Raw genomic sequence first — 13,658 nt, forward strand, 5'->3', positions numbered from 1 at the left:
CAGTTATGACACAACAACAAGACCATCTATCACAACATGTTTCAAAGCAAGAAGCACAAATGGCTGAAGTGTTGGCAAAAATTGTTGGTGATAAATACTTATGGGTTGAAGCGCGTAAACAAGCACAACCTTTGGCTAGCTTTGAGTCAGCACTAATCTCATCAGACCGTGATTTCTACCAAGCCCTATCAGGCAGCAAAACTGCGTTTATCTTGGAATGTAAAAAAGCGTCACCATCAAAAGGCTTGATCCGAGATGACTTTGATCTCGACTACATCGCTTCCACTTATGATAGCCACGCTGATGTGATTTCAGTGCTCACTGACGAAAAGTATTTCCAAGGCAGTTTCGATTTTCTACCGCAAGTTCGTCGCCATGCTCATCAGCCTATTCTATGCAAAGACTTTATGGTTGATACCTATCAAGTCTACCTTGCGCGACACTACAGTGCTGACGCAATTTTATTGATGTTATCGGTATTAAATGATGAACAATATCAACAGCTCGCGGACGTAGCTCATTCACTTAATATGGGTATCCTAACTGAGATCAGCAACGAGGAAGAATTACACCGCGCCGTCAAACTGGGTGCGAAAGTGATCGGTATTAATAACCGTAACCTACGAGACTTAAGCACTGACCTTAATCGCACCAAAGAATTAGCACCAACCGTGCGCCAACTTGCTCCACAAGCCATCATCATTTCAGAATCTGGTATTTATACCCACCAACAAGTGCGTGAGTTGTCAGAGTTTGCCGATGGATTTTTGATAGGCAGTTCACTAATGGCGGAAGACAACCTAGAACAAGCAGTGCGCAAAGTAACGCTAGGTCAAAACAAAGTCTGCGGACTTACCCACCCAGATGATGCAGCAAAAGCGTATCAGTCAGGTGCCGTATTTGGTGGCCTTATTTTTGTAGAAGCATCAAAACGCTTTGTCAGCCAAGAACAAGCGCGCATTGTGATGAGTGGCGCGCCGCTGCAATACGTGGGCGTGTTCCAAAATCATCCCGCCGAGATTGTTGCTGAAGTGGCGACGCATTTGAATTTATCTGCGGTTCAGCTACACGGCAGTGAGTCTCAAGAATATGTTGATGTATTGCGTATCCAACTCCCCAAAGAGATTCAAATTTGGAAAGCCTATGGTGTCAGTAATCAAAAAGTGATGCGCCTGAGCAGAAACATCGACCGTCATCTGTTGGATGCTCAAGTTGGTAACCAAAGCGGTGGCACCGGAAAAGTATTTGATTGGTCTTTAATTGGCTGTACTGAAGAAGTCATGCTAGCTGGCGGATTATCAGCAGATAATGCCCAGCAGGCTGGTCAACTCGGTTGCTTAGGATTAGACCTAAACTCGGGCGTAGAGAGCGCTCCAGGTAAAAAAGATTTAGTTAAGTTGCAACAAGCGTTTGCGGCAATCAGAGAGTATTAAGGAAGAAAGCAATGGCGAAGTTAGATGCCTATTTTGGTGAATATGGCGGTCAGTATGTTCCGCAAATTTTGGTGCCTGCGCTAGATCAGCTAGAGCAAGCGTTTATTGATGCGCAGCAAGACCCTGCATTTCGAAGCGAGTTTATGTCGCTTCTGCAAGAGTACGCGGGTCGTCCTACTGCGTTAACACTTACACGTAACCTCACTGCAGGGACAAAAACCAAACTCTACCTCAAACGCGAAGATCTGCTTCACGGTGGTGCACACAAAACCAACCAAGTGTTGGGGCAAGCACTGCTCGCAAAGCGTATGGGCAAACACGAAATCATCGCCGAAACGGGCGCAGGGCAGCATGGCGTGGCAACCGCACTGGCATGTGCGCTACTTGGGCTCAAGTGCCGCGTTTATATGGGGGCGAAAGATGTTGAGCGTCAAAACCCTAACGTGTTTCGCATGAAACTGATGGGCGCAGAGGTCATTCCCGTCCATTCGGGCTCTGCAACATTAAAAGATGCCTGTAACGAAGCGCTGCGTGACTGGTCTGGAAGCTACGAAACAGCGCATTACTTGCTGGGTACAGCGGCAGGTCCTCACCCATTCCCAACCATAGTGCGTGATTTCCAACGTATGATTGGTGAAGAGACGAAGAACCAAATCTTATCCCGAGAAGGTCGCCTACCAGACGCCGTCATTGCTTGTGTTGGTGGCGGTTCAAACGCGATTGGCATGTTTGCAGACTTCATCGAAGAAGAGAGCGTCCGCCTAATTGGTGTTGAGCCTGCGGGTAAAGGCATCGATACAGACCAACATGGTGCGCCGCTAAAACATGGCAAGACGGGTATCTTCTTCGGAATGAAAGCACCACTGATGCAAGATGAAAATGGGCAAGTTGAAGAATCATACTCTGTCTCGGCGGGACTTGATTTCCCGTCAGTCGGTCCACAACATGCTCACTTAAACGCCATCGGTCGCGCCGAATATGACAACGTAACTGACGATGAAGCACTAGAGGCATTCCAAGAGCTTGCACGCAGCGAAGGCATCATTCCTGCGCTAGAGTCTGCCCACGCGCTCGCTCATGCACTACGCATGGCACGCGAAAACCCACAACAAGAACAACTCTTGGTGGTTAACCTATCCGGTCGTGGTGACAAAGACATTTTTACCGTTCACGACATTCTTGAACAAAAAGGAGTGATTTAATGGACCGTTATCAACAGATGTTTGACCGCTTAGGCAAACAAAGCCAAGGTGCCTTCGTTCCTTTTGTGACTGTGTGCGACCCTAACCCAGAACAGTCACTGCAGATCATGCGAACACTGGTGCTTGCGGGAGCCGATGCCTTGGAACTTGGCATGCCCTTTTCTGACCCACTAGCGGACGGTCCAACCATTCAAGGGGCAAACATCCGCGCACTAAACTCTGGCGCTACGCCAGATATTTGCTTTGAATTGATTAGTAAGATTCGTGCTGAGTTTCCACAACTTCCGATTGGATTATTGATGTACGCAAACTTAGTCTTTTCCGGTGGGATTGAAAACTTCTATCAACGTTGTGCCGAAGCGGGAATCGACTCAGTACTGATCGCTGATGTTCCGACCAACGAGAGTGCAGAGTTTGTTGCCGCCGCAGAAAAATTTGGCGTTCACCCTATCTTTATTGCGCCACCTACCGCGAGTGATGAGACTCTTAAAACAGTGGCAGAACTGGGCAGTGGCTACACCTATTTGCTTTCCCGTGCAGGCGTAACAGGAGCAGAAACCAAAGCGAATATGCCAGTAAGCGATATGCTGGATCGATTAAACCAGTTTGATGCGCCACCCGCACTACTTGGCTTTGGTATTTCTGCTCCAGAACAAGTTAAGCAAGCAGTCGATGCCGGAGCCGCCGGGGCCATTTCAGGTTCTGCCGTGGTAAAAATCATTGAAACACACCAATCTGAGCCACAACAAATGTTGGTAAAACTCGATAGTTTTGTCTCAGCAATGAAAGCCGCTACCCAGCAATAATCACAATTAGCTAAGTTCGATTTGTGCCAAAAACACAAGTCGAACTTAATTTAACAATTGCAACATCCCCCTCTATTTCATTTATAAAAAACCATTCACCAACGAAATCGATCTTTCATTTTCTTACAAGCTAAACGTTTGCCATCTCCAAAACCGCACTCCATGTTGATAAAAACCACATTTTAATAAGCGTTTTTGTAAGCATTAGCATTGCCAAATGTAAACAATACGTGTAAAAACTTATTCGACATTATTAACTATCATGCCAATTATGAATGGTGGTTAATACTGAGGATTTTTTATTATGTAGCACAGAGGTAATGGAAGTGTTAAAAGAAAAAGGTTTACTAAAAAACATTGGGGTTCAAGTTGTCATCGCAATGATCGTTGGTACCGCCGTTGGTGCCATGATGGGTCAAGATGCGGTAATGTTCGCACCACTTGGTGCCATTTTTATTAATCTCATCAAAATGCTGGTGATTCCTTTGGTTGCAGTTGCTCTAATTTCTGGCGCAGCAGGCCTAGGTAATAGCCATGCGGCTGGCAAAGTAGGCGCAGTGACTCTTGGTTACTTTGGTCTAACTTCTGCTCTCGCCGTTGCTTTAGCCCTCATTATGGGCGAAGTGTTCCAACCAGGAATCGGTATCGACGTGTCTGGCGTTGAAGGCATGTTTTCGTCCGAGTACGCTTCTAAAGGTGATCTACCCACTTTTTGGGCAACCATCACTGGTATGATCCCAACCAACGTTTTCCAATCACTAAACGAAGCAAACATTCTTCAAATTCTGGTTTTCTGCCTGTTTTTCGGCATTGCACTTTCTCAACAAGACGTTGAACGTCGCACCCCTATTATCAACGGTGTAAATACTATCGTTGATAGCATGGTATGGATGATAAACAAGGTGATGGTCATTGCTCCTATCGGTGTATTTGGCTTGATGGCAGAAGCGGTAGGCACCTTCGGTTTTGGTGCGTTGATGGTCGTATTCAAGCTATTCATGGTTTATGTCGCCGCTATTCTCATCTTCGGCTTTGTGGTTTACCCAGCCATGATTCACCTGTTTACCAAAACATCAGCTAAGCAGTTCATCAGCGCGATGAAAAAACCTCAAGCGGTTGCTCTGTCTACGGCATCATCAATGGCAACGCTGCCTGTAACGATGGACACGGTAGAGCACGAGCTAAAAGTACGTAACTCTACCGCTTCTTTTGTATTGCCGTTAGGCGCTACCATCAATATGTCGGGTAATGCTATTTACTACGGATTGGTCGCCATCTTCTTCGCTCAGTTGTTTAACATCGAGCTAGGCATGGGGGCATACATTGCTATCATCGTTACATCAACGCTAGGTGCAGTTGGACAAGCCGGTGTTCCAGGTCCTTCTTTCCTTGTGGTTGCCGTTCTTCTTGCAGCAGGTATTCCGATCGAAGGTCTACCGCTATTGTTTGCTTTAGACCGTATCTTTGACATGATTCGTACTGCACTTAACATCACCGGTGATGCAGCATGTGCAGTTATCGTTGATTCAATCATTGGCGAAAATGAGCAAGAACAAACAGTACAAAACTCAAATTAATGCTTATTAAATAAAGCGCACTACAAAAAAATCCGCCTAACAATGGCGGATTTTTTGTTTCTCGGTTTTTCAATGAAATAGACGTGATCGAAAAAAGCCCAGCTAAATGCTGGGCTAATAAAACAGATTCTAACGCATTATAGGAAATGGAACGTCGCGTTAAGGCTGAAGTTTTTCACATCTTCTTCTTTCAAAGAGAATACATTGTAGCTCGCGCCGATAGAAACTGGACCCATTAAGAAGTATTCAGCACCAACACCGTACATTACATCCACTTCATCTTCTTTGAAGTTGGTGCCTTTCAATTCGTAAGAATGAACACCCGCTTTGGCATAAACGTGCAGAGGACCTAAGTCGATACTTGGTTTTGCAGCGAAGTAAACTGCAGAACCATCAAGATCACGGCTCTGACCATCGTAGTTTACGTTGTCAAACTCACCAAATTTTTGGTAACCCGCTTCTAGACCAATAAATGGCAAAATACCTGTACCCACGTGAACGTTGTACGAAGTTGAAGAATCATTGCCGAGATCGGCTTGACCAGCACTCGCACCACCGTAAATCCATGAGTCTGCTGAAGCAGTCGCAGATGCACCAAGTAGTGCTAAAGCGAGTAGTGTCTTTTTCATACTTAACCTTCTCTAATAATATTTGTGAGTTCGGCAAAACATTGCCGGATCTCTGACATAGCTGTGTTTGGGGTAAAATAATGCAATTTGCGTACCGCCGTGTAATGGCTAGGTAAAATAAACCCCGTTAGAGCAAAAAACTGTAACGGGGTAAATAAGTTAGCTATCTAGCAAGCGTCTATCGCATTTTTGACGCGCTTATCAGAAACCGGATATGGCGTACCAAGTTGTTGGGCAAACAAACTCACTCGTAACTCTTCAAGCATCCAGCGAATTTCTTTGACGTTTTCTGGTACTGCCATGCCTTTCGGGATTTTGTTCAGTAGTTCTTTATAGTCATTCACTACCGACTCAATCTTCAGCATATGTAGGCGGTCTTTATTCGGATCAATTGGCAATTTCTCCATGCGGCGCTCGATGGCACGCATATAGCGCAAAATGTCTGGCAAACGCTTCCAGCCACATTCGGTGGCAAAGCCTTTAAAGATCAAGCCTTCTATCTGCGCTTTGATGTCTGATAGTGCAAACGCCATGGTGAAATCAATACGACCTTTCAGCTTTTTGTTGATATTGAAAGCCGTCGTCAAGATGGTTTCGACTTGCTGGGCAATATCAACGACCGTGTCACCAAGTTCACCACGAATCTTCTCTTTCATCGCATCAAACTGTTCTGCTTGCCAAACTAAACCCCCCTGCTCTTCAATCAACTTATCAATGCCACAAGCAATGCAGTCATCAATTAAGTCCATCACTTTGCCGTACGGGTTGAAGTACAGACCCAATTTGGATTTGTTTGGCAAATTTGAGTGCAGATATTTGATTGGTGATGGCACGTTCAGTAACACTAATCGACGCTGACCAGCTCGCATCGCAGAAACCTGCTCTTGCTCAGTTTCGTATAGCTTAATTTCAACGCTGTCTTTATTGTCAACAATCGCAGGGTACGCTTTTACGTCATAACCACCGCGTTTTTGCTGATACACTTTCGGCAACTCACCAAAGCTCCATGTATGTAAGCCTTTCTGCTCAATATCATCATCAGCGACTTTAGATAGGGTTTCTTGCACCTTATCTTTTAAGCTTTCTTTTAGCTCATGAAGGTTTTTATTCTCTTTGAGCTTGCGATTACGATGATCCACCGCGCGGAAAGTCACTTTTAAGTGTTCAGGAACTTGTTCTAATTTCCAATCTTCACGCAGAAGTTCTACACCCGTCATTCGGCGTAGCTCTTTTTCAAGTGCGTCTAACAATGGCATTTCCATTGCTGTCACACGTGCAAGAAACGCATCGGCGTAATTCGGCGCAGGCACAAAATTCTTACGTAACGTTTTTGGCAATGATTTAATCAAGCTCATCACCAACTCATGGCGCAAACCTGGTATTTGCCAATCAAACCCAGCTTGCTCAACTTGGTTTAAGATCGGCAGCGGCAAATGTACGGTTACACCGTCACTGTCTACGCCCGGTTCAAACTGGTAACTTAGCTTGAGTTTGATACCATTTTGATGCCAGAAGTTCGGGTAGTCTAAATCCGTTACGTGGCTGGCATCGCCTCTAAACAACATCTCTTTTTCAAAGTTGAGCAGCTCAGCGTTTTCTTTTGACGCCTTCTTCCACCATGTGTCGAAATGTCTGCCTGAAACGACTTCAGTGCCAACGCGCTGATCGTAAAAATCAAACAATTCATCATCGTCAACTAAGATATCGCGACGACGTGATTTATGCTCCAGCTCTTCCACTTCTTGCAGCAGTTTTCGGTTCTGCTTGAAGAAAGCATGCTTGGTATCCCACTCACCTTCAACCAGTGCACTACGAATGAAGATTTCACGACTAATGGTTGCATCAATATTGCTGTAGTTCACTAGGCGCTTAGGAACAATCGCAATCCCGTACAGCATCACTTTTTCATGCGCCATGACAGCCGCTTGTTTCTTCGACCAATGCGGTTCGCTGTAACTGCGCTTGATCAAGTGTTTGGCTAACGGTTCAATCCACTCTGGCTGGATTTTGGCGATGATACGCCCCCAAAGTTTAGAGGTTTCCACCAGCTCCGCAGACATCACCCACTTAGGCTGTTTCTTAAACAAGCCAGATGCCGGGAATATATGGAAACGGGCGTTACGCGCACCTTGGTACTCGTTTTTCTCTTGGTCTTTAATACCAATGTGAGAAAGCAGACCAACCAAAATAGCACTATGTACACCTTGATAACTAGCTGGCTCAGAGTTGAGTTTAAAATCCATCTCGCGCATTGATTGATGGATCTGGAAATACACATCTTGCCATTCACGCACGCGCAAATAGTTGAGATATTCCTGTTTGCATTGTTTACGGAACTGGTTACCAGACAACTCTTTTTGTTGCTTTTGGATGTATTCCCAAAGGTTAACAAAGGTCAAGAAATCAGAATCTTCATGGAAGAAACGACGATGCTTATCATCTGAAGACTGTTTTTTGTCGCTCGGGCGCTCGCGAGGGTCTTGAATAGACAATGCAGAGGCGACAATCATCACCTCTTTAAGCGCACCATATTTTGGTGCTTCAAGCACCATACGCGCTAAACGAGGGTCAATAGGTAGACGCGCTAATTGACGACCAATCGGCGTTAGACGCTTCTTGGCATCTTTTGCTTCTGCGTTAATTGCACCCAACTCTTCAAGTAGGCGAACGCCGTCTTGAATATTGCGTTTATCTGGCGCTTCAACAAATGGGAAGGCTTCAATATCACCAAGCCCTAACGCGGTCATTTGCAAAATAACCGACGCTAAGTTAGTGCGTAGAATTTCAGGGTCGGTAAATTCAGGGCGAGAATTAAAATCTTCCTCTGAATAAAGACGGATACAGATACCCTCTTCCACACGACCACAGCGACCTTTACGCTGGTTTGCACTGGCTTGGGACACCGCTTCAATCGGTAGGCGCTGCACTTTGGTGCGGTAGCTATAACGGCTAATACGCGCAGTACCCGGGTCAATCACATACTTAATACCCGGAACTGTTAATGATGTTTCTGCAACGTTGGTTGCCAACACAATACGGCGACCTGCGTGGGGTTGGAAAATCTTGTTTTGCTCGCCCGCTGAAAGGCGCGCGTAAAGCGGCACTATTTCAGTGCTCTTTAGATTTCGTTTTGCCAATGCATCGGCAGTATCGCGAATTTCACGCTCACCATTCATAAAGATCAGGATGTCACCTAAACCTTCATCGCATAGCTCATCAACCGCTTCGAAAATACCCTCTAACTGATCACGATCGCTATCATCATGACCGCCTAAAGGACGGTAGCGTGTTTCCACCGGGTAAGTGCGCCCAGACACTTCGATAATTGGTGCATTACGGAAGTGGTTTGAAAAACGTTCTGGGTCAATCGTCGCAGAGGTGATGATCACTTTTAGATCAGGACGACGCGGCAACAATTCTTTTAAATAACCCAAGATAAAATCGATGTTCAAGCTGCGCTCGTGCGCTTCATCGATAATGATCGTGTCATATTGGTTTAAGAAACGGTCATGTTGGATCTCTGCCAGTAAGATACCGTCAGTCATCAATTTGATCTGGGTTTGCTCAGAAATCTGATCGTTAAATCGAACCTTGTAGCCGACAAAATCGCCCAATTGGGTTTTCATCTCTTCGGCAATACGGTTTGCAACCGAGCGAGCCGCCAAACGACGTGGCTGAGTATGACCGATTAAACCAAATTTGCCGCGCCCAAGTTCCGCACAGATTTTTGGTAACTGAGTGGTTTTACCTGAGCCAGTTTCACCCGCGACGATCACCACTTGGTTTTCGGCAATGGCTTTTGCTATATCGTCTTTCTTTTGACTAACTGGCAGCAGCTCTGGGTATTCAATAGTCACTGGTTGTGAGCAGCGTTGCTCAGCTTCCATCATTGATTTAGCAATATCGAGTGCGATTTCATCAAACACCGCATTACGCGATGCTTCTTTGTTTATTTTACTCGCACCAGAGATTCGCTTACTCAAACGGAAGCGATCACGCAACATGCATTGTTCTAACGCCTTACGCAAAGAGGCGGCGTTATTTGCCTGCGCTTTTTGTTCGCTAGGCTGTGTTTTTTTCGGCTGTGACGAAGTCAAAGCGTGTCCTATTCTTTCTTATATCAAAACTGCGCGGATTGTAGCATAAAACCAATGCAAAACGCCCATCTGCACTGTGTGTCGATGGGCGTTTATTCGTTAACTTTAATTCAACGATTAAAAATCAAACTGGATGTAAACCGTATTGTAGTTACTGCCACCTTTGATTCGACCAAACTGAGACGCTTTCTCAAAAATCGCGCTGCGATGATGCAATGAGTAACCCACCCACACATTTTTCCAATCTGACTGATTAATCAAATCACCCACGTTAAGGTCAAATGAAAAATCTAAGTAATTGAGCAAGTTGCTTGGCGTGTAGCCTTTACGCGCCATTTCACTGCCTTCTATGTGGGTAATATTATCGATATACGAAATACCCTCGGCAAAACCAAAACGCCAACGCGTTGGCCAATCTATTGTCACGTAAGCTTTAATCGCTGCCACATATTCGGTACTTGCGTTCTGTACATCAGACGACCAGTGGTGAACCAGACCCGGGGTAAAGAATATATCGATCGGATAACCAAATAGCTCATCAGTTAAAGGGTGACCATAGAAAACGGAAGTTAGTTGGTTGTTGTTAGGATCTTTTTCGCGATTGAAAGCAAAGATATCGCCAATGTTAGACGGTGTCGCCCATCCGTGTGCGACTCTCAAATAACGCTGGTTAGTTAACTCAGATTTTCGCGGTTTGGTTTTATCGTTGAAAAAGCCAAAACCAACAAATATTTCGCCTTCATAGCGGTCGACCACCGCATCTGAGTGGTAAGCACTGTCATCCAATCGCGTAATGCTGGTAGAACCTAACAAATACAAGTTAGAGGCAATATGATAACGGGCATCAATACCCACATTTACATCCACACCGGCGTCAATATTTTGGTCGGTAAACTTATTAAATGCGTAGTACTTGCTATTGAAGTCCGCATCTTTGTAGCGCAAAGTCAGATGAGGTTTTAACTCCCAGTTACCAAATTCATACTCCGCCGTTGCACGTAAATTAGAATGTAAACGGGTATCTTCATCACCCATCAACTCCCAATCAATATGCCAACTATCATTCAACTGATGTCGGACTTGAAAACCAAAATCAGCAGCATCGCCTTGGTTTGCATTTTGTATTGATGCAGGGATATCAACAAAACGCATCCGAGTTAGTGCATTTAGCTCAAAAGCACCCTCTTGCCACTTAGCAATATGAAATCCCCCTTCTAAACCATCAACAAACACATACTCATTATTGAAGTACATTTGCGGAACGAAAGTGGCAACCGTTTGATCACCGACTTGGGTATCAAATGGTACGCTTGCTACGCGATACATTGCAGCAATGCCCCAATTTTGTTCTGGTTGTTCAGCACGTACGCCACTCGAAGTGGTGCAAATCATGGTTAAAATTACCGCAAAAAGTGGGCGCGAGTTAATAATTGTCATTTTTTTCGCCAAAAGGTGATTAATTTGGTTGAATCAGCGACTTTGTTGTTATGTTTCACTGACATTCGACGTTAATATAAGAACATACAATCTCATAATGCAAAAAATTGTGAAAGTTTCTGAACTGAAGAATTTACTCGATACCATGACCACCGATACAGACCTTGATGTCGTTACCGGTGACGAATGGTTACCTGAACAACTGGTAGCGACTTCCATTGTCGAGGATATGTTGTTCCTAGAATTCGATAACGCGCCGGAAGATATTCAAGGAGAGGAAGCCCGAGGCTTCGTTGAACATGAAATCGATATGATCCGTGGTAAATTTGAACAAATCATCGCGGAAGACTCTGATGCCAAAAGCAAAGCGGATGCAATTTTAGCGCTGTTTTTGCTTGGACACGAATTAAGCAGCGGCGAAGTCATTGAAATCTTAGAAGACAGTGAAAATGCCTTCAGCGAAAAGCCTGAAGAGGCTTGCGAAGCGGAACCTGTCTAACACATAAAACAACAACGTCTATTTGAGTTATCCATGAGCGAAATCCAATCTTTGCCACTCGTATTAGCGGGTCCTATTCTTCGTAAGTCGACCACTGATGAGTTGGTACTATGGTTAGTAACTCGGGAACCAATCCACGGTTCTTTTCAGTTGTTTGCCGAAGCCGATCAAGGCATCATTTTTGAGTGTCCACTTTCTAACTGTAAACAGTTACAAATTGGTCAGAATGCTCATGTTATATTGGCTCAGTTCAAAGGGAGTTTTCCAGCGGATGTGGCGTTGAGTTACGAGTTTGTCACTCAAGACGGTAAACTGTCTCAACTGCAACCTGAAATGTTATACGCGGATGAAGTTCGACCTATCTTCCGTATTTCCACCCGAGCAGATTACTTGCTGCATGGCTCTTGCCGCAACCCTCATCACCCAGCTAAAGATGCATTAGTCCAAGCCGACTTAAAAGTCTCCCAGCAAGCTCTGCAAGATCGCCCTGATATGTTGCTGATGAGTGGAGACCAGATCTACGCAGATCACGTGGCCGGTCCTATGCTTGACGCCATTCATCAAGTCTGTGAACGACTTGGTTTACGTGATGAAGCGTTTGCTGAAGCGCCAATTAAAGATAGTGCCGAGCTATTGGCGCATCAGCACTGCTACTATCAGCGTGATCAATTGCTGCCAAGTTACAATGATGAAAGCCACTGGCTCAATCGATTACTGCTACCAAAACACACGCCTATATTTAGCTCTCGCGAGTGTGAAAACCATCTGATCACTTTTAGCGAATTTATCGCGATGTATCTACTCGTTTGGTCTCCTGCGTTATGGCGCTGCATCAACATTGATCGCTTAGAAGACCATGGGTTCACCCACGGCGGTCAACCGTTTGCACCTGTGACGGTAAAGCATTGGCGACAAGAGAAGCAACAGATCGAAAACTTTATTGCCGGGCTTAACAATGCCTCTCGCCTAATGGCACATATTCCGACCTATATGATTTTCGATGATCACGATGTCACTGATGATTGGAACTTAACCGTTGGTTGGGAAAAAGCCGCATACGATAATCGATTTGCTAAGCGAATCATTGGCAATGGTTTGCTGGCTTATTGGCTATGCCAAGGTTGGGGAAATGAACCGGATAACTTTCCACAAGAGCTATGGGATCTAACTGATCGATTTATAGATCGCGCAGGCGAGCCAAAGCAAAGCACTCAAGCTCACGATGATTTAATCCAATACCTGTATAGTTTTGAGAATTGGCATTACACCATTCACAGCTCACCTAAAGTAGTGGTGCTCGATACTCGTACCCGTCGTTGGCGCTCAGAGTCACGAATGAACAAACCGTCAGGCTTGATGGATTGGGAAGCGTTAATCGAGTTTCAACAAGAATTAATGCACCAAGACAAAGTCGTCGTCGTTTCTGCCGCGCCAATGTTTGGTGTTAAGTTTATCGAAGCGCTACAAAAAAGTATGACGATGCTGCGCCAGCCACTTCTGATCGATGCAGAAAACTGGATGGCTCACCCTGGCAGTGCGAATACCTTGCTCAGTATCTTTACCCACACGAAGACACCGACAAACTTTGTTATTTTATCTGGCGATGTACATTATTCGTTTGCCTACGACATCAAACTTAGATTTAGAAAATCGAGCCCTAATATTTACCAAATTACGTGTAGCGGTTTTAAAAACCAGTTTCCTGAGCCTTTGCTTGGAATTTGTGACCGTATTGATCGAGCCATATACTCCCCTCGTTCACCACTCAACTACCTAACCAAACGCAAGCGTTTAAAAGTGTTCAAGCGTGATCCTGATACCTCTGGTTCACGTCGTTTAGTCAACAGCAGCGCTGTCGGTGAACTGAAGTTAGATCCTCATGGTAAACCAAGTGAAATATCGATTCTCACTGGTGAAGGAAACAGCATTCACTTTCCTCCAACACAAGAAAGCTTGTGATCTAACTCAAATGCCACTA

At 45.1% G+C, this 13,658-nt stretch carries 9 protein-coding genes; 6 read left to right on the plus strand and 3 right to left on the minus strand.

The genetic code is table 11. The features are described from left to right. Nucleotides 1-5: 5 nt before the first annotated feature. The 4 genes from trpCF to H2O73_RS04820 all read left to right on the plus strand — a co-directional run bounded on the left by trpCF (nt 6) and on the right by H2O73_RS04820 (nt 5,018). Complete coding sequence (gene trpCF, locus H2O73_RS04805) at nt 6-1,433, plus strand: bifunctional indole-3-glycerol-phosphate synthase TrpC/phosphoribosylanthranilate isomerase TrpF (protein ID WP_182107161.1); 1,428 nt, start codon at nt 6-8, stop codon at nt 1,431-1,433. A gap of 11 nt (nt 1,434-1,444) precedes the next feature. Next, complete coding sequence (gene trpB, locus H2O73_RS04810) at nt 1,445-2,635, plus strand: tryptophan synthase subunit beta (protein WP_182107163.1); 1,191 nt, start codon at nt 1,445-1,447, stop codon at nt 2,633-2,635. Next, nucleotides 2,635-3,441, plus strand: coding sequence for a tryptophan synthase subunit alpha (trpA, locus tag H2O73_RS04815; protein ID WP_182107165.1), 807 nt, complete (start codon nt 2,635-2,637; stop codon nt 3,439-3,441). Before trpB ends, trpA begins: the two co-directional genes overlap by 1 nt. A gap of 320 nt (nt 3,442-3,761) precedes the next feature. Beyond that, on the plus strand, nt 3,762-5,018 hold the full coding sequence (locus H2O73_RS04820; RefSeq protein WP_182107167.1) for a dicarboxylate/amino acid:cation symporter: 1,257 nt from the start codon (nt 3,762-3,764) through the stop codon (nt 5,016-5,018). Nucleotides 5,019-5,155: 137 nt separating this feature from the next. Here H2O73_RS04820 and H2O73_RS04825 read toward each other — a convergent pair whose 3' ends face one another. From H2O73_RS04825 to H2O73_RS04835, 3 genes are all read right to left on the minus strand, one after another. Beyond that, nucleotides 5,156-5,647, minus strand: a complete 492-nt coding sequence (locus tag H2O73_RS04825) for an outer membrane beta-barrel protein (RefSeq protein WP_182107169.1) — start codon at nt 5,645-5,647, stop codon at nt 5,156-5,158. Nucleotides 5,648-5,814: 167 nt separating this feature from the next. Beyond that, the gene (gene hrpA, locus H2O73_RS04830) at nt 5,815-9,744 is read right to left on the minus strand and encodes an ATP-dependent RNA helicase HrpA (protein ID WP_182107171.1); all 3,930 of its coding nucleotides are present in this window, start codon (nt 9,742-9,744) and stop codon (nt 5,815-5,817) included. A 117-nt stretch (nt 9,745-9,861) separates the two neighbouring features. Continuing rightward, nucleotides 9,862-11,181 carry a MipA/OmpV family protein gene (locus tag H2O73_RS04835; protein ID WP_182107173.1) on the minus strand — a complete coding sequence of 440 codons (1,320 nt, stop codon included), beginning with the start codon at nt 11,179-11,181 and terminating at the stop codon, nt 9,862-9,864. Between the two features lie 109 nt (nt 11,182-11,290). Here H2O73_RS04835 and H2O73_RS04840 point away from each other — a divergent pair, with 109 nt between their 5' ends. Both H2O73_RS04840 and H2O73_RS04845 read left to right on the plus strand, forming a co-directional pair. Next, nucleotides 11,291-11,680, plus strand: a complete 390-nt coding sequence (locus H2O73_RS04840) for a VC1380 family protein (RefSeq protein ID WP_438696039.1) — start codon at nt 11,291-11,293, stop codon at nt 11,678-11,680. 33 nt (nt 11,681-11,713) lie between these two features. Next, on the plus strand, nt 11,714-13,639 hold the full coding sequence (locus H2O73_RS04845) for a metallophosphoesterase family protein (RefSeq protein ID WP_182107177.1): 1,926 nt from the start codon (nt 11,714-11,716) through the stop codon (nt 13,637-13,639). Nucleotides 13,640-13,658 lie beyond the last annotated feature (19 nt).

Source organism: Vibrio marinisediminis (assembly GCF_014050145.1).
In the GTDB taxonomy this organism is placed as follows: domain Bacteria; phylum Pseudomonadota; class Gammaproteobacteria; order Enterobacterales; family Vibrionaceae; genus Vibrio; species Vibrio marinisediminis.